Origin of the sequence: Microbacterium sp., from assembly GCF_044340635.1 — a bacterium.
Taxonomy (GTDB): Bacteria; Actinomycetota; Actinomycetes; order Actinomycetales; family Microbacteriaceae; genus Microbacterium.
In genome coordinates this window covers 73038-89423 of record NZ_JBIITF010000014.1, presented here as the reverse complement: position 1 = coordinate 89423, position 16386 = coordinate 73038, and the positions used below count along the sequence as shown (strand labels likewise).

General features: G+C 67.0%; 13 protein-coding genes. 6 read left to right on the top strand and 7 right to left on the bottom strand.

Annotation, left to right across the window (positions count from 1 at the left end; all coding sequences use genetic code 11):
- Positions 1 to 149: 149 nt before the first annotated feature.
- On the bottom strand, positions 150 to 2240 hold the full coding sequence (locus ACIQ0W_RS12525) for a type IIA DNA topoisomerase subunit B (RefSeq protein WP_396643079.1): 2091 nt from the start codon (positions 2238 to 2240) through the stop codon (positions 150 to 152).
- A gap of 193 nt (positions 2241 to 2433) precedes the next feature.
- On the opposite strand from ACIQ0W_RS12525, the gene ACIQ0W_RS12520 reads away from it, so the two are divergent.
- The gene (locus ACIQ0W_RS12520; RefSeq protein ID WP_198517653.1) at positions 2434 to 2652 is read left to right on the top strand and encodes a hypothetical protein; all 219 of its coding nucleotides are present in this window, start codon (positions 2434 to 2436) and stop codon (positions 2650 to 2652) included.
- A gap of 15 nt (positions 2653 to 2667) precedes the next feature.
- On the opposite strand, the gene ACIQ0W_RS12515 is transcribed toward ACIQ0W_RS12520, so the two are convergent.
- The 4 genes from ACIQ0W_RS12515 to ACIQ0W_RS12500 all read right to left on the bottom strand — a co-directional run bounded on the left by ACIQ0W_RS12515 (position 2668) and on the right by ACIQ0W_RS12500 (position 7269).
- Positions 2668 to 3426, bottom strand: a complete 759-nt coding sequence (locus ACIQ0W_RS12515; RefSeq protein WP_396643078.1) for a hypothetical protein — start codon at positions 3424 to 3426, stop codon at positions 2668 to 2670.
- Positions 3423 to 4706, bottom strand: coding sequence for a MurT ligase domain-containing protein (locus tag ACIQ0W_RS12510; protein WP_396643077.1), 1284 nt, complete (start codon positions 4704 to 4706; stop codon positions 3423 to 3425). The genes ACIQ0W_RS12515 and ACIQ0W_RS12510 overlap by 4 nt, the downstream gene beginning before the upstream one ends.
- A gap of 3 nt (positions 4707 to 4709) precedes the next feature.
- Positions 4710 to 6098 (bottom strand): RNA polymerase sigma factor, encoded by a 1389-nt coding sequence (locus tag ACIQ0W_RS12505; RefSeq protein WP_396643083.1) that lies wholly within the window; start codon positions 6096 to 6098, stop codon positions 4710 to 4712.
- Positions 6099 to 6339: 241 nt separating this feature from the next.
- Positions 6340 to 7269 (bottom strand): proteasome assembly chaperone family protein, encoded by a 930-nt coding sequence (locus tag ACIQ0W_RS12500; RefSeq protein ID WP_396643076.1) that lies wholly within the window; start codon positions 7267 to 7269, stop codon positions 6340 to 6342.
- Positions 7270 to 7391: 122 nt separating this feature from the next.
- Here ACIQ0W_RS12500 and ACIQ0W_RS12495 point away from each other — a divergent pair, with 122 nt between their 5' ends.
- From ACIQ0W_RS12495 to sucB, 3 genes are all read left to right on the top strand, one after another.
- Positions 7392 to 8864, top strand: a complete 1473-nt coding sequence (locus tag ACIQ0W_RS12495; protein ID WP_396643075.1) for a leucyl aminopeptidase — start codon at positions 7392 to 7394, stop codon at positions 8862 to 8864.
- Positions 8864 to 10237 carry a dihydrolipoyl dehydrogenase gene (gene lpdA, locus ACIQ0W_RS12490; protein WP_396643074.1) on the top strand — a complete coding sequence of 458 codons (1374 nt, stop codon included), beginning with the start codon at positions 8864 to 8866 and terminating at the stop codon, positions 10235 to 10237. The genes ACIQ0W_RS12495 and lpdA overlap by 1 nt, the downstream gene beginning before the upstream one ends.
- 64 nt (positions 10238 to 10301) lie before the next feature.
- A complete protein-coding gene (gene sucB, locus ACIQ0W_RS12485) occupies positions 10302 to 12128 on the top strand; it encodes a 2-oxoglutarate dehydrogenase, E2 component, dihydrolipoamide succinyltransferase (RefSeq protein WP_396643073.1) in 1827 nt (608 codons plus the stop codon).
- 65 nt (positions 12129 to 12193) lie between these two features.
- Here the strand turns inward: sucB and ACIQ0W_RS12480 are convergent, their stop codons facing one another.
- A complete protein-coding gene (locus ACIQ0W_RS12480) occupies positions 12194 to 13483 on the bottom strand; it encodes a hypothetical protein (RefSeq protein WP_396643072.1) in 1290 nt (429 codons plus the stop codon).
- A gap of 154 nt (positions 13484 to 13637) precedes the next feature.
- Between ACIQ0W_RS12480 and ACIQ0W_RS12475 the strand changes: the two genes are divergently transcribed.
- Positions 13638 to 14345, top strand: a complete 708-nt coding sequence (locus ACIQ0W_RS12475) for a DUF4191 domain-containing protein (protein WP_396643071.1) — start codon at positions 13638 to 13640, stop codon at positions 14343 to 14345.
- A 13-nt stretch (positions 14346 to 14358) separates the two neighbouring features.
- Here ACIQ0W_RS12475 and ACIQ0W_RS12470 read toward each other — a convergent pair whose 3' ends face one another.
- Entirely contained in the window at positions 14359 to 14754 is a 396-nt protein-coding gene (locus ACIQ0W_RS12470; RefSeq protein ID WP_396643070.1) for an RDD family protein, read from the bottom strand.
- 134 nt (positions 14755 to 14888) lie between these two features.
- Between ACIQ0W_RS12470 and glnA the strand changes: the two genes are divergently transcribed.
- Positions 14889 to 16313 (top strand): type I glutamate--ammonia ligase, encoded by a 1425-nt coding sequence (gene glnA / locus ACIQ0W_RS12465; protein ID WP_396643069.1) that lies wholly within the window; start codon positions 14889 to 14891, stop codon positions 16311 to 16313.
- Positions 16314 to 16386 lie beyond the last annotated feature (73 nt).

Below are 16386 nucleotides of genomic sequence, written 5' to 3'. Positions count from 1 at the left end.
AGGCTCAGTGACCGGAGGGCACAACGGGTCACTTCGACAGGCTCAGTGACCGGAGGGCACAACGGGTCACTTCGACAGGCTCAGTGACCGGAGGGCACAACGGGTCACTTCGACAGGTTCAGTGACCGGGTCGGGTCAGTGACCGAGAGTCAGGCGTCGATGCGGTCGCGCTCGAGGCGCGCGGACGAGTCGATGATGAACTCACGCCGCGGGGCGACCTCGTTGCCCATCAGCAACTCGAAGGTGCGGCCGGCTGCCTCGGCGGCCTCGGCATCCTCGATGCGCACGCGGCGAAGCATCCGTCCCCCGCGATCCATGGTCGTCGTCGCGAGCTGGTCGGCGTCCATCTCGCCCAGGCCCTTGTAGCGCTGGATCGGCTCCTGCCAGGTGCGACCCGCTTTCGAGAGCTTTGCGAGCAGCGTGTTCAGCTCCACCTCGCTGTACGTGTAGATCATCTCGTTCGGCTTGGTGCCGGGATGCTTCACGATCACACGGTGCAGAGGGGGCACGGCGGCGAAAACGCGCCCGTCCTCGATGAGCGGGCGCATATAGCGGAAGAAGAGCGTGAGCAGGAGTGTGCGGATATGCGCGCCGTCGACATCGGCGTCGCTCATCAGGATGACCTTGCCGTAGCGCGCCTGCGACAGATCGAACGAGCGACCGGACCCGGCCCCGATCACCTGGATGATCGAAGCGCACTCCGTGTTGCTCAGCATGTCGCTGATCGATGCCTTCTGGACGTTGAGGATCTTGCCGCGAATGGGCAGCAGCGCCTGGAATTCGCTGTTGCGTGCGAGCTTGGCGGTGCCGAGCGCCGAGTCGCCTTCGACGATGAAGAGCTCCGACTGGGCCACATCATTCGATCGGCAGTCAACGAGCTTGGCCGGCAGAGACGAGGACTCGAGGGCGTTCTTGCGCCGTTGAGTCTCTTTGTGTGCGCGGGCCGAGAGGCGCGCCTTCATTTCCGAGACGACCTTGTCGAGCAGCAGCGCCGTCTGCGCCTTGTCGTCGCGCTTGGTCGACGAGAACAGCGCGCCGAGCTCCTTACGGACGACCTGGGCCACGATCTGGCGGACCGCGGGCGTGCCGAGGACCTCCTTCGTCTGCCCCTCGAACTGTGGTTCGGGCAGGCTGACCGTCAGAACGGCGGTCATACCCGCAAGGGCGTCATCCTTGTCGAGCTTGTCGTTGCCGACCTTCAGGCGCCGCGCATTGGCCTCGACCTGCTGGCGCATGACGCGCAGGATCTCTTGCTCAAAGCCCTGCTGGTGCGTGCCGCCCTTGGGTGTGGCGATGATGTTGACGAACGAGCGGGTGACGGTCTCGTAACCGGTCCCCCAGCGCAGAGCGATGTCGACGGAGCAGGTGCGTTCCACCTCGGTCGCGACCATCGTCCCGGATGCCTGCAGCACCGGCACCGTCTCGGTGAAGGTCCCGCTGCCGGTCAGTCGCCAGGTGTCCGTGATCGGAGCGTCCGGCGCGAGGAACTCGACGAACTCGGAGATTCCGCCGTCGAAGCGGTAAGAGACATCCGTCGGCTCGACTCCGGCACGCTCGTCGCGCACGGCGATCTCGAGGCCCGGGACGAGGAACGCGGTCTGACGGGCACGTGTTGCGAGCTCGTCGACCTGGAAGGCCGCGTCGGGCGTGAAGATCTGCTTGTCGGCCCAGTAGCGCACGCGCGTGCCCGTGACGCCCCGGGGCGCCTTGCCGACCACCCGCAACTCGCTGCGCTCGTCGAACGGCGTGAACGGCGCCGACGGGCTCGGCTCGCCCTTATCCGCGAACAGACCGGGTTCACCTCGGTGGAACGACATCGCCCAGGTCTTGCCGCCGCGATCCACCTCGACGTCCAGACGCTCCGACAAGGCATTGACGACGGATGCGCCGACACCGTGCAGTCCGCCAGACGCCGCATACGAGCCACCGCCGAACTTGCCGCCGGCATGCAGCTTGGTGAAGACGACCTCGACACCCGAAAGACCCGTACGGGGCTCGACGTCGACCGGGATGCCGCGTCCCTTGTCTCGCACCTCGACGCTGCCGTCGCCGTGCAGCACGACATCGATCTTCGAGCCGTTGCCGCCAAGGGTCTCATCGACCGCGTTGTCGATGATCTCCCACAGGCAGTGCATCAGCCCCGGCGACCCGTTCGAGCCGATGTACATGCCGGGCCGTTTGCGCACGGCTTCGAGCCCTTCGAGGACTTGAAGATGATGCGCAGAATACTCGGACGTCACAATCTCCCAGGGTACAAGCGGGTACACCGCCTTCTCTGTCGACACACGGGCACCGATCCCAGGTCCGCGGGCCACCGTACGCGGTCAGCGAAATGTCATCGAATCGGGCCCTCACCGTAACAAACCCGTGGTTGTATGAAGAACTTGCACGACGCACTTTGCACGACATTGGCGATCACGAGGAGGCACTGCGATGAACACGCTCATGACACCCACCGAAGAAGCCACGATCGCCTACCGTCTGACGGCCGCGGACCGCTGCGACTCCTGCGGAGCGCAGGCGTACATCGCCGCCGAGGTCAACGGTAGTGAGCTTCTCTTCTGCGCCCACCACGGTCGCAAGTACGAAGACAAGCTCCGCAGCATCGCGACCTCGTGGCACGACGAGACGGCGCGTCTGGTCGAGGCCTAAACAGTTCTCTTGCGTTCAGGCCGACAGGCCGAGCGCGCGACGGACGATCACGTTCGCTTTGGCGGCGTGGTCGTCCGCTGTCGTTAACCGAGCGTCCGGAACCGTGCTCGCGGGCGCCAGGCCCGCATGGGCGACGGCGAGTTCGAGCACGTGATCGGCGAAGACCGGATTGCGTGCGAGGACGGGACCGCGGATGCCTGTTCCGTAGGCCGTCCCCCGCACGGCGCCCTCGGCTCGTGCGGCCCCGTCGTGGACAGTCGCGGCGTTCCCCGTTCCGGAAGACACCGACCCCAGCGGAAGTTCGCCCTCGCCCAGCACGTAGTCACGCAGGTGGTACTCGTAACCGGTGAGGGCGCCCCATTCGCTGTCAACCGAAATCCGGCCCACGTGACGCTCGGACGCGACGCTCCGGCCGGTGAAGATGCCGATGCCCGACAGCGGGTCCGCTCCACGGAATTCGAGCGAACGCGACAGCATCTCCCAGCCCAGCCCGACCGCCAGAAGGACGGCTCCGGAATCGACCCAGGCTTTCAGTTCACCCTCGATCGCGCGCAGCCCGGCGAGGACCTCGGGGGCGTCGGCGTCGAAGCCCGCTCCGATGGTGATCGCGTCGGGACGCAGACCCGAGGCATCCTGGGCGCTTGTGACCGTCGTGACCCGCGCCTCGACTCCCCGCCACTGGGCACGAACACGGAGGACGTCGGCGTTCTCGGCATCGCCGTGGATGTTGAGTCGCTCGGGAAAGAGCGATGCGATCGAGAGCACGTCACTCATCGGGTGCCCGCCTTCTTGACCTCTTCGGAGGTCAGTCCGTAGTGGCCGCGGATCTTTCGCATGCTGCGTGAGGTGAAGACCACGGTCTTCACCCCGGTTGATGGCGCGGGCAGGGCCAGGAATGACTCGAACCCGCGGATGAGGTCGACATCGACCGCGTCGAACGGCACGCCGTCGTAGGCCAGCCGGTTCGCCATCGCGTCCGCCTTCGGACCGGCGACGATGTCGACACGACCGAGCGCGTGTGTGCGCACCGTCCACAACCAGGAGGTGTCTTCCTCCTCATCGCCGATCCCGACGAAGACGCGTTCGAGACCCGGTCGCAATGCGTCGATGTTGAGCTGGAAGCTTGCGGTGTTCTGGACCAGGACGCACTCGATCTGCTGGCCGGCGAGCTCGACCGTCTCGCCGCGCCCGAAGACGGGATCGAGAGTCGAGAGCGTGGAAGCGGCGAGGGACGCATCGAAGGCGCCGCCGACGACGGCACGCGCCGTCTCGAACGCGGCCGCAGCATCGACGGCGAAATGCACACCACGCGCCGGGAGGGTGACGTCTTGGCGGGATCCCCCGATGTCGACCGCGGCATCACGGCCGGAGACCGACTCGACGCGTGTGCCGAGTCCCTCGCCGAGGCGCTCTGTCGCGGTGCGTACCGAGCCGAGTCCCTGCGGGTGCGCCGCCATCACCTCTGCGGAGACACCGAAGCGCCGGATGGTGACGCCCGGCGCCGCCTCGGAGAGCGACGCCGCCACGGTCGACAGCGATGCGTCGTCCGCGTTCAGGACGACGGACGAACGTGCCCGCAGCGCGATCGCCGTCAGCAGGCGCGTGACGCGGTCGGATGACTCGAACCGGGCAATGTCGTCGAGGTTGATGTTGGTCAGGGTGACGACCCGGGCTTCGAAGCTCGACGACATGAGCGCCCCGAACGCCTCGTCCATCTCGAGCACGGCGATGTCCGCGTCGATCCTCCCCCGCCAGTCGCCCTGATCGAGCACCGCCGACGTGATGCCCTGCGGCAGGTTGGCGGTCGAGGAGTTCGTGAAGACCCGCATCCCGTGCGCGCGCAGGAGGGCAGCGACCATCTTCGTCGTGGTCGATTTGCCCGCCGTCCCGCTGACAACGACGAGCCCCTCGGGGAACGAGGCCAGCACTCGCGGGAGAAGGGCCGGAGCGATCCTGTTCGTCACGAGGCCAGGGGCGCCGCTGCCCTTGCCCCCGCGAACGCGCAGCAACCACTGCACGGCCCGCCCGGCGGCGATGCCGATCGCGCTGCGCACGGCCTACTCCAGGTAGTCCCGCAGCGACTGCGACCGCGACGGGTGCCGCAGCTTCGCCATGGTCTTGGACTCGATCTGACGGATCCGCTCGCGCGTCACGCCGAACGTGTCACCGATCTGGTCGAGGGTCTTCGGCATGCCATCGCCCAGGCCGAAGCGCATGCGGATCACGCCGGCTTCACGCTCGCTGAGCGAGTCCAGGAGCGACTCGAGCTGACGCTGCAGCATCGTGAAGCCCACGGCATCGGCCGGCACGACCGCCTCGGTGTCCTCGATCAGGTCACCGAATTCGCTGTCGCCGTCCTCACCGAGGGGCGTGTGCAGCGAGATCGGCTCGCGACCGTACTTCTGCACCTCGATGACCTTCTCGGGGGTCATGTCGAGTTCGCGGCTGAGCTCTTCGGGCGTGGGTTCGCGACCCAGGTCCTGGAGCATCTGTCGCTGCACGCGGGCGAGCTTGTTGATGACCTCGACCATGTGCACGGGGATACGGATGGTGCGGGCCTGGTCGGCCATGGCACGCGTGATCGCCTGACGGATCCACCAGGTGGCGTACGTCGAGAACTTGAAGCCCTTGGTGTAGTCGAACTTCTCGACCGCGCGGATGAGACCGAGGTTGCCCTCCTGGATCAGGTCCAGGAACTGCATGCCACGACCGGTGTAGCGCTTCGCGAGTGAGACGACGAGTCGCAGGTTCGCGCCGAGCAGGTGCGACTTGGCCCGCTGGCCGTCCTTCGCCACCCAGGTGAGGTCGCGTCCGAGCTGCGAACGCTTCTCGGTGTCGCTGAGCACCGACAGCTTCTCTTCGGCGAACAGGCCCGCCTCGATACGCATCGCGAGCTCGACCTCTTCGGCCGCGTTCAGCAGCGGAACCTTACCGATCTGCTTCAGGTAGTCCTTGACGGGGTCTGCCGTGGCGCCGGTGATCTGAGCCGAGTAGACCGGGACGTCGTCCTCATCGCTCGATGAGATGACGATGGCGCCCGTGGGCAGCGGCTCGGTGAAGACCGGCTTCTTCTTGTTGCCGTCTTCGTCCTCGTCGTCGTCGGAAGATTCGTCGGCAGAATCGGATGCGTCAGCCTTGGCGGCCGGCGTCGCGACTGCCTCGTCGTCGTCGGCGACATCCGCCTCGGCGTCGATCTCTTCGTCGGGCTCGATGTCTTCGTCGATGGCGTCTTCGTCGACGACCTTCGATGCCTTTGCCTTGCTCTTCGCCGGAGCGGCCTTGGCAGCGGTCTTACCGGCGGCAGGCTTCGCTGCAGCCTTCGCCGGAGCCTTGGTGGCAGCCGTCTTCGCCGCCGGAGCCTTGCGGGTACGCGGAGCAGCCTTGACCGCCGTGGTCTCCGTCTCTTCGACGGGATCCTTCGTGGAGGTGCGAGAAGGTGTCACAATTCGCCTTTCACCGACGCATCTCGTCTCAGTATTCGATGCACTCGGTCGTTTGCGGGCACGAGTAAGACCCTTGTCAAGTCCTGAGCAAATCACTCATGGTTGACAACGGGTCCGATTGTCCATTATGGCACATCGCACACGCGGTGCGAGCCACCTAAACGGCACTCTCATCTGAACGCGGGAGCGCGCCCATGAATTCCCGGCTACACCGATCCGAGCCCGCGCGTGGCGAGTCGAGAGATCAGGACAGTCCGGTGTGTTTATCGTCGTCGCCCGCCGGACGCGACGCGAGGTAACGCTCGAGCTCGGCCGCGAGTTCGTCTGCGCTCGGCAGATCGAATTCCCCGAGCGACGACGAACGCAGCGGAGACCCCGCCATGTACTGGTCATAGCGAGACTCGAGGTTCTCGAGCATCGTCGCCAGCTCGTCGTTCGCGGCGATCTGCTCGTCGACCTTGGCGAGAAAACCGAGGTTCTCCTCGCGCAAGTCCTCCGTCGGCAGTGCGATGCCGCTCCCGAGCGTGATGCTCTCGAGCGCCGCGATGGCGGCCGCGGGAAACTCCGCGTCGGCCAAGTAGTGCGGCACGAGCATGACGAAGCTCGAGGTGTTGATGCCCTGCTCGACGAAACGCATCTCGAGGAGGTGGCCCACGGTTGCCGGCACCTGCGTGTGCGGCTGCCAGACCGAGTGAGCCGAGATCAGGTCAGCCCTGTTGCCGCTGACCGTCGTTCCGATCGGGCGTGTATGCGGCACAGGCATGGCGATCGCGTGGACCCAGGTGACGGACTCGACGCCGAGAGACGTGACGAGCTCAACGACGCCGTGGGTGAACGCATCCCACGCGAAGTCCGGTTCGTAGCCGGTCAGCGTCAAGAAAGGCTGGCCGATGACGTCGTGGGCGAGAGCCAGTTCGAGGCGCGGCGGCACGTAGTCCGTGAGGTGGTCCTGGTCGAAGGAGATCACCGGGCGCCGTGCACGGTAGTCGAGGAGGGCATCGTTCGAGAACGTCGCAACGGGCACGTTGTCGACACCGTCGCGCAGGACGTCGATCGACTGAGCGACGGCGCTCCCGGCGTCCGTGAAGCCCGTCATCGCTATGACCAGCGGCAGACCGCGGGGCACCTCGGGCGCGTCAGGGGACGTCGCGTAAAGGGGACCGAACGGAGGCATGACTCCACTCTACGAGCCACCGAAGGCTCGGGCCGCGATGCGCGGTCGCGCTCACAGCGAACACCGCGACGCCCCGAGCGGGTCATCGGCTCCGCTCCAAACGCCGACCTAGGATGGTCCATATGCCGACGCCGCAGATCTCGTATCTCCCTGCCTCAGCGACAGACATCGATGCGGACGTCTCGCTCCTTCTCCTTCCGCCGCTCACGGACGATGGCCCCGAGCTGGCCGCCTGGCCAGGCCTTGCCGACGCGCTGCGTGCGGTCGAGTTCTCGGGGGCACCCGGCTCCTTCGCACGCGTACCGCTCGCGGGCGCTCCGGGCGGAGCCGTGGCGGTCGCGGGAGTCGGCACCGCTGCGCATTCCGGCGCGTATCGGGACGCGGCGGGCTCAGGCATCCGCGCTCTCGGTCAGGTCGAGACCGTCGCCGTGCACGCTCCGGGCGCACCCGACGGCATCTGGCGGGCCGTCGCTGAAGGCGCGGGCCTCGGCGGTTACACCTTCGCGACTTACAAGAAGGACGGCGGGAAGCGTCGCGCGGCCCGTGTGATCGTCGTGTCGAACGAAGAGGTTTCGGACGACGATGTGCGTGCCGCCCAGGTGGTCGTCGACGCGGTGGGCCTCGTCAAAGAACTCGTCGCGATTCCGGCAGACCGGCTCGGTCCGGCGGATTTGGCCGCACGTGCGGTCTCAGAGGTCGCTCATCTGCCCGTCGAGGTCACGGTGCTCGACGAGGCAGCGCTCGAGGCCGAAGGATTCGGCGCGATTCTCGGTGTAGGCATCGGCTCCGACCGTCCGCCGCGCTTCGTCCGCATGGACTACGCCCCCGCCGAATCTTCCCGTCACATCGCGGTCGTCGGCAAGGGAATCACCTTCGACACCGGCGGTCTCTCCCTCAAGCCGGCGGGCTCGATGGTCGGCATGAAATACGACATGTGCGGTGCCGCCGTGGCGTTGTCGGTCGTGCGCGCGGCTGCCGAGCTGGCGCTGCCCGTGCGGGTCACGAGCTACCTCTGCATCGCGGACAACATGCCCTCCGGCCGGGCGACGCGCCCCGGCGACGTCCTGACCGCACTCGACGGGACGACGATCGAAGTTCTGAACACGGATGCCGAGGGTCGCCTGGTCCTCGCCGACGGCCTCGTCGCGGCATCACGTGAGCGTCCGGACGTGATCATCGATGTCGCGACGCTCACCGGCGCGATCAGCGTGGCTCTCGGAACGCGGTACGCGGGGGTGATGGGCGACGACGCGCCCGTCGCCGAGTACCTCGCGGCGGCTGAACGAGCGGGCGAGCTCGCCTGGCAGCTGCCGTTGCCCGCATACATGCGCGATGACCTCGACTCCTCCATCGCCGACCTCGTGAACGCCAAGATCGGTGATCCGGCGGGCGGCTCCCTCTTCGCCGGGCTGTTCCTGCAGCACTTCATCGGACGCGTGTCGGACGAAGAGAACGCACCGAGCATTCCCTGGGTGCATCTGGATATTGCGGGCGTCGGGATGAACAAGGGCGGTCCCTACGGTTCCACCGACAAGGGCCCGACCGGAGCCAGCGTCCGTTCCCTGATCGAATTCGTCGCAGCAGGTGCCCGGTAATGGCCGAGCACGACTTCGACCTGGTCGTCCTCGGCGGCGGCAGCGGCGGCTATTCCGCGGCGATCCGTGCCTCAGAACTGGGCGCGAAGGTCGCGATCGTCGAACGCGACAAGCTCGGTGGCACGTGCCTGCACCGCGGCTGCATTCCCACCAAAGCCCTGCTGCACGCCGCTGAGGTCGCGGACGCGGTGCGTTCCGCGAGCGAGATCGGCGTGGATGCGACCCTCACGGGCATCGACGCCAATGGACTCCGCACGTACCGGGAAAAGATCGTCGCCAAGAAGTTCGCCGGGCTCAAGGGCTTGATCTCGGCCCGCGGTATCACCGTGATCGACGGCGAGGGTCACCTCCAGGAGGACCGCGGGGTGCGGGTCGGCGCGGACGTGTACCGCGGCAAGAACGTGCTGATCGCGACGGGCTCGTACTCGAAGGTGATCCCGGGCCTCGAGGCCGGCGGCCGGATCCTGACGAGCGAACACGCTCTCGAGCTGCCCGAGATCCCGCGACGCGTCGTGATCCTCGGCGGCGGGGTCATCGGCGTCGAGTTCGCGAGCCTGTGGCGGTCCTTCGGTGTCGACGTCACGATCGTCGAAGCCCTCCCCCGGCTCGTGCCGCAGGAGGACGAGGCCATGAGCAAGGGCCTCGAGCGGGCGTTCCGCAAGCGGGGAATCGGGATGCACCTCGGCTCCCGGTTCGCTTCCGCCACGCACACCGACGGCGCGGTCGTCGTTCAGCTCGAGGACGGAACGCAGCTCGACGCGGACTATCTGCTCGTCGCCATCGGTCGCGGCCCGAGCACAGCCGGCCTCGGTCTCGAAGAGGCCGGTGTCGCGCTGGACGGCGGCTTCGTCGTCGTCGACGACGACCTGCAGACGTCCGTCCCCGGCGTGTGGGCGGTGGGCGACATCGTGCGCGGCCTGCAGCTGGCGCACCGCAGCTTCGCGCAGGGAATCTTCGTGGCGGAGCTCATGGCGGGGCTGCCCGCGACCGCGGTGCCCGAGCGTCAGATCCCGCGCATCACGTACAGCGACCCCGAGGTCGCCTCCGTCGGGTCGACTCTCGCCGAGGCGGTCGCCGATCTCGGGAGCGAGAAGGTCACCTCGTTCGACTACAACCTGACGGGCAACGCCCGCAGTGAGATCATCGGCACGGGGGGTCTCGTTCGCGTCGTGCGCGCCGTCGACGGTCCCGTGATCGGCGTTCATCTGATCGGCGCGCGTGTCGGTGAGTTGATCGCCGAGGCCCAGCTGATTGTCGGCTGGGAAGCGCACCCGGACGATATCGCCCCGTATTTGCACGCCCACCCGACCCAGAGCGAGGCGCTCGGCGAAGCGTTCCTCGCCCTCGCGGGCCGACCCTTGCACGCGCTTTAGCAATGCCGGTCCTCGGCTTCACTAAGCTAGACAACGACAGTTTCGTCCTTAAGGAGACATCGTCATGAGCACATCCGTCGTCCTCCCCGCTCTCGGCGAGAGCGTTACCGAGGGTACGGTCACCCGCTGGCTGAAGCAGGTGGGAGACGAGGTCAAGGCCGATGAGGGCTTGCTCGAGATCTCGACCGACAAGGTCGACACGGAGATCCCCTCCCCCGTGAGCGGAATTCTCGAAGAGATTCTGGTGCAGGAGGACGAGACCGTCGAGGTCGGCGGCCTGCTGGCCAAGATCGGCGACGGCAGCGGCCAGCCTTCGGGCGACGCAGCGCCCGAAGAATCCGCTCCCGCTGAGGAGCAGCCCCCGGCCGAAGATCGGGTCGCTGAGGCACCCGCAGAGCCCGAGCTCGTTGCCGACGCCGAACCGGCCGGCAACGCCGCGGCCGAACCCGCCGCGGTCGGTGCGTCGAGTGATTCGAGCACGTCGGTCGTTCTGCCCGAACTGGGCGAATCGGTCACGGAGGGCACCGTCACGCGCTGGCTCAAGAGTGTCGGCGACGAGGTTGCCGTCGATGAGCCGCTCCTCGAGATCTCGACCGACAAGGTCGACACCGAGATCCCCTCGCCCGTTGCCGGGGTCCTGCAGGAGATCGTCGCGGCCGAGGACGAGACCATCGCCGTCGGCGCGGTCCTCGCCAAGATCGGCAGCGGCGCACCCGCCGCCGCGGCATCCGAGCCCGCACCGGCTCCGGCCGCAGAGCCGGTCACCGAGCCCGAGGCACCCTCGACCGAGAAGCCCGTCGAGGCGGACGTCCCGGCATCCGAGACTCCCGAGCAGGCACCCGCACCCGAGCCCGCGCCGGCTGCTGCCGCTCCGGCACCTTCGGCTCCTGCTCCCTCCGCTCCGGCACCCTCGGCTCCGGCTGCATCGGCCCCGGCACCTTCGGCTCCCGCTCCCAGTGCGCCCGCAGCATCCTCGGACTCGTCCGATGAGCGCACGTACGTCACGCCTCTGGTGCGCCGTCTCGCTCAGCAGCAGGGCGTGGATCTCTCGACCGTGACCGGCACGGGTGTCGGCGGTCGCATCCGCAAGGAGGATGTCCTGAAGGCGGCCGAATCGGCCAGCGCGGCTCCCGCTGCTCCTGCGGCCGAGAAGGCGCCCGCCCTCGAGGTCTCGCCTTTGCGTGGCACAACGCAGAAGATGTCGCGCCTGCGGAAGGTCCTCGCCGAGCGTGCCGTCGCGTCGATGCAGGCCACGGCCCAGCTCACGACGGTCGTCGAGGTCGATGTCACGAAGCTCGCAGGATTCCGCGACAGCGTGAAGGTCGACTTCCAGAAGAAGACGTCCGACAAGCTGTCGTTCTTGCCCTTCTTCGCCCTGGCCGCGGCCGAGGCTCTGCAGGCGTTCCCGATCGTCAACGCCACGGTCGACGGCGACACGATCGTGTACCCGGCGTCCGAGAACCTCTCGATCGCGGTCGACACCGAGCGAGGCCTGCTGACGCCGGTTCTGCGCGACGCGGCCTCGAAGAACATCGCCGAGATCGCTCACGAGATCGCCGACCTGGCCGCCCGCACGCGCGACAACAAGCTGAAGCCCGACGAGCTCGGCGGCGGCACCTTCACGCTGACGAACACCGGTTCGCGCGGTGCCCTCTTCGACACCCCGGTCGTGTTCCTGCCCCAGTCGGCGATCCTCGGCACCGGAATCGTCGTCAAGCGCCCGGGCGTTGTCAAGGTCGATGGTATCGAGGCGATCGGCGTTCGCTCGGTCGTGTACCTCGCACTGTCGTACGACCACCGGATCATCGACGGTGCGGACGCCGCTCGGTTCCTCGGTGCCGTCAAGGCGCGCCTCGAAGCAGCGGAGTTCGCCGCGGACCTCGGTATCTGATCGAGCCCGACCTCCCGTAGGCCCTCGCCGAAACGCCCCGACAGAAATGTCGGGGCGTTTCGCGTTCATGAGGCCTCGACATCCCGCACATCACGAATCAGCCACGACTCACCGGTTCGCACGAGCACCGCGAGCTGGGCGGGCACCGTGCCAGCTACGCCGCTGACGCTCAGGATCGCGACTCCCCCGAGGTCGTCCAGCAGCTCGATCTCCCGCTCGGCGGCGGGCAGGTCGACCGCTCCCGGAGGCATGTCCGGGTTGGCCGATTCCTCGAAGAACTCCGCCGCACATGCGGGCTCTGTGCAGGTTGCAAGTGATTCCAGCGCGGCGTGCAGCGCGGCCACGGGGTCGCTGAGGCCGGACTCATCCCCGGTCCCAGACTCGTCGCCCGCCTGCACGCCCGTGGTCGGGTCAGCGGGCCCTGCCGCTCCAGCCGCCGGAGTGGACGATTCGGATGCGGCGGGGCGAGCGTTCGCGGCCGGGGTGGAGCCCGCGGGCCAGGCCAAGCCGCCCACGATGATCACGCCGGCGACGCCCGCCGCCACCAACCAAGGGCGGGCGATCCTGCGGCGCGCGTTCTCTGCCCGCCGGCGCACCGAATCCATCGCGTCCGAGACCATGTCTCCGACGCCGGAGTCGACGTGGCGGCTGACGAGTCGGCCCAGGAACGAATGCCGCCGTTCCGGCTCATCGACCTCGACGGCGCCCGCCCGCCGCGCATCCGCCGCTCGACGCGGGGTCAGCGGAGTGAGGATGAGGGGTTCGGGGGAAGCGATCGCGAAGAGGTGCGCTTCGGCCTCGCCCGCGTCTCTGCCATCCCGCAGCATCCTGGCTACCTCGCGGAGGCGCCATGATCCGTCGACGATCGGCATGTCGGCCAGGCGATCGACGAGGAAGCCCGCCGTCTCGTCGATGGGACCACCCCCACCATCCGATGCGCAGACGAACGTCGGGGTGCCGTCCTGCGTCAACCACCAGACCCCTCGGAGCGCCTCGCCACGCGCCGCACTGCACCCGCGGATGAGGCTCACAGCGACGGTGACGACCTCACCCGCCCCCAAGTCAGTGCCGCCCTGCTCGCGCCGCGCAAGAAATGTGTCGACCCGTTCGATGCACCAGGACATCACAGCTTCGTGGCCCGACAGCGTCCGTGAGACGTCCTGAACGCCGAGTACGTGATCTCCCCGGGACCTCCATCCCGGCCAACCTCGCAGCTCCGCCGTGTCAACGAGCTGGATCACCGTCTCGTCCACCCGAGCGAGCCAGCCGGCGAAAGGAGCTTCGGGCTGGGTGACCCGCCGCATCCGGACGACGGCACCCGTCAACGGATCATCGGTCAGCCGCGGTTCGGTCATCCTCCTACGCTGGCCCGACGGGACGCGCATCCACCGTCCCCTCGTCCGATCCGTGGTGAGCGGGCGCGGTGAGCACGCTGTGGAGGACGGACGACGGGCAAGAGGGCCGATCACCGCGCGGAACACCAGGCTCTCGGGAAGTAGGCTGGAAGGTATGGCAGCACGCAGCGCGGCACCCGAGAAGCGTCCCGGGTTCTTCTCCCAGATCAAGAGTCTTTACACCTTCACACGACGGTCGTTCGGCTTCCTCCCGTGGTTGCTCACGGGGATCTTCTTCGTGACGACGGGGATCGGCATCGTGGTCGCGTTCCTGATCCAACCTCAGTGGTGGAACATCCTGCTCTGGGGCATCACCGGCTTCCTCGCGGGCATCCTCGCGTCGCTCATGACCATGACGCGCCTGTCGACCCGCGCGATGTACGACCAGATCGACGGCATGCCCGGCGCCGTGGGTCACGTCATCACCACGTTCCTCGGCCGCAGCTGGACGGCATCCGAGACCCCCGTGGGCGTCAACCCGAAGACTCAGGATGCGGTCTACCGCGCGATCGGCCGCGGCGGCGTCGTCGTCATCGGCGAAGGCTCGCAGGGTCGTCTGCAGCGGCTCGTGAACGAGGAACGCTCGAAGATCAACCGGGTCGCCAACGGCGTGCCCGTGCACGTCATCTACATCGGCCACGGCGCGGGCGAGGTTCCGATCAAGGATCTGGCGAAGACGATCAAGTCATTCCCGCGCAAGCTCGACAAGGCGACGATGGTCGCCGTCATGAAGCGTGTGGACTCGGTCTCGCAGTCGCTTGCGTCGCTCCCGATTCCGAAGGGTATCGACCCCACGAAGGTCCGCGCGCCGCGTCCGCGCTGACGCCACGCGGGATCTAGCGGCGGACGAGGATCGTCCCGACGGCCTTGTCGTGGAGGCCACGCTGATCTGCGTCCCAGATCACGGCGGGGATCACGACGATCAGCAGCAGCGTCCGGATGATGGGACGCCAAAGCCCCACCCATCCCCCGCCCACCATTTCCAGCCGCAGACCGAAGATCCTGTGGCCGGGGCTCGCCTGGAGCGTCGGCAAAAACAGGATCTGGATCGCGCCGAAGATCGCCAGGATCGCCAGCGCATCGAACGCGAAGAATCCCGAAATGAGATAAGCGGCGCCGTAGTCGATCACGAGTGCGCCGATACGGCGTCCGACGCGGGCGACGGAACCCGCGCCATCCCGCGGCAAACCGAGGCGTTGACCGGGATAGGCGTCGGGTGCATTCGATGTCACCGGACCAGCGTATCCAGCCGCGCGTAACATGCCGGAAACAATAGCGTCACTGTCGGGCAATGCCCCGACGATACCTTTCAGGGAGGCCCGCATCGCGGGCGGCAGTTCCCGAATGCCCTACCTCTGGAGCCAGAATGTTCAAAGACTCATCCGAGGTGTTGAAGTTCATCAAGGACGAGGACGTCAAGTTCCTCGACATCCGGTTCACGGATCTTCCTGGTGTCCAGCAGCACTTCAACATCCCCGCTTCCACGGTCGACGAGGAGTTCTTCACCGTCGGTCAGCTGTTCGACGGCTCCTCGATCCGAGGTTTCGCGAACATCCACGAGTCGGACATGCAGCTGATTCCGGATGTGTCGACGGCGTACCTCGACCAGTTCCGCGAGGCGAAGACGCTCATCATGATCTTCGACATCTACAACCCGCGCACGGGCGAGATCTACCACAAGGACCCGCGTCAGGTTGCCAAGAAGGCCGAGAAGTACCTCGCCTCGACCGGCATCGCCGACACCGCGTTCTTCGCCCCCGAGGCCGAGTTCTACATCTTCGACGACGTGCGTTACGAAGTGAAGCAGAACTCCAGCTTCTACAGCGTCGACTCCGAAGAGGGCGCCTGGAACACGGGTCGCGCCGAAGAGGGCGGCAACCTCGCCAACAAGACCCCGTACAAGGGCGGATACTTCCCGGTCAGCCCCGTCGACAAGACGGCCGACCTGCGCGACGACATCACGCTCAAGCTCATCGAGGCCGGTTTCATCCTCGAGCGCTCGCACCACGAGGTCGGTACCGGTGGACAGCAGGAGATCAACTACCGCTTCGACACCATGGTGCACTCGGCGGACGACATCCTGAAGTTCAAGTACATCGTCAAGAACACCTCTGAGCAGTGGGGCAAGGTCGCGACCTTCATGCCCAAGCCGCTCTTTGGTGACAACGGTTCCGGCATGCACACGCACCAGTCGCTGTGGCTCGAGGGCAAGCCCCTGTTCTACGACGAGAACGGCTACGGCGGCCTGTCCGACATCGCTCGTTGGTACATCGGTGGTCTGCTGGCGCACGCGCCCGCCGTGCTCGCTTTCACCAACCCGACGATCAACTCGTACAAGCGTCTGGTCAAGGGCTACGAGGCCCCGGTCAACCTGGTCTACTCGGCCGGTAACCGCTCGGCGGCGATCCGTATCCCGATCACGGGATCGAACCCCAAGGCCAAGCGCATCGAGTTCCGCGCACCGGATGCCTCGGGCAACCCGTATCTCGCCTTCGCGGCACAGATGATGGCCGGCCTCGACGGAATCAAGAACCGCATCGAGCCGCACGAGCCCGTCGACAAGGACCTGTACGAGCTTCCCCCCGAGGAGGCCAAGAACATCCCGCAGGTTCCGAACTCGCTGCTGGACTCGCTCGAGGCGCTTCGTGCCGACCAGGACTTCCTGCTCGCGGGTGGCGTGTTCACGCCCGAGCTGATCGAGACCTGGATCGAGTACAAGATCGAGAACGAGATCAAGCCGATCGCGGCACGCCCGCACCCGTTCGAGTACGAGCTGTACTTCGGCGTCTGACGCCGACGAACGCTGAAAGGGCCCCGGGATCTTCCCGGGGCCCTTTCCGTTGTGGTGGTGGCCTGTGCGGCCG

What these genes read in the sequence shown, in the direction of transcription:
- ACIQ0W_RS12495 (WP_396643075.1), top strand. Translation starts at nt 7,392, where the DNA reads ATGCCGACGCCGCAGATCTCGTATCTCCCTGCCTCAGCGACAGACATC.
- lpdA (WP_396643074.1), top strand. Translation starts at nt 8,864, where the DNA reads ATGGCCGAGCACGACTTCGACCTGGTCGTCCTCGGCGGCGGCAGCGGC.
- sucB (WP_396643073.1), top strand. Translation starts at nt 10,302, where the DNA reads ATGAGCACATCCGTCGTCCTCCCCGCTCTCGGCGAGAGCGTTACCGAG.
- ACIQ0W_RS12475 (WP_396643071.1), top strand. Translation starts at nt 13,638, where the DNA reads ATGGCAGCACGCAGCGCGGCACCCGAGAAGCGTCCCGGGTTCTTCTCC.
- ACIQ0W_RS12500 (WP_396643076.1), bottom strand. Translation starts at nt 7,269, where the DNA reads ATGCCTCCGTTCGGTCCCCTTTACGCGACGTCCCCTGACGCGCCCGAG.
- glnA (WP_396643069.1), top strand. Translation starts at nt 14,889, where the DNA reads ATGTTCAAAGACTCATCCGAGGTGTTGAAGTTCATCAAGGACGAGGAC.
- ACIQ0W_RS12480 (WP_396643072.1), bottom strand. Translation starts at nt 13,483, where the DNA reads ATGACCGAACCGCGGCTGACCGATGATCCGTTGACGGGTGCCGTCGTC.
- ACIQ0W_RS12520 (WP_198517653.1), top strand. Translation starts at nt 2,434, where the DNA reads ATGAACACGCTCATGACACCCACCGAAGAAGCCACGATCGCCTACCGT.
- ACIQ0W_RS12515 (WP_396643078.1), bottom strand. Translation starts at nt 3,426, where the DNA reads ATGAGTGACGTGCTCTCGATCGCATCGCTCTTTCCCGAGCGACTCAAC.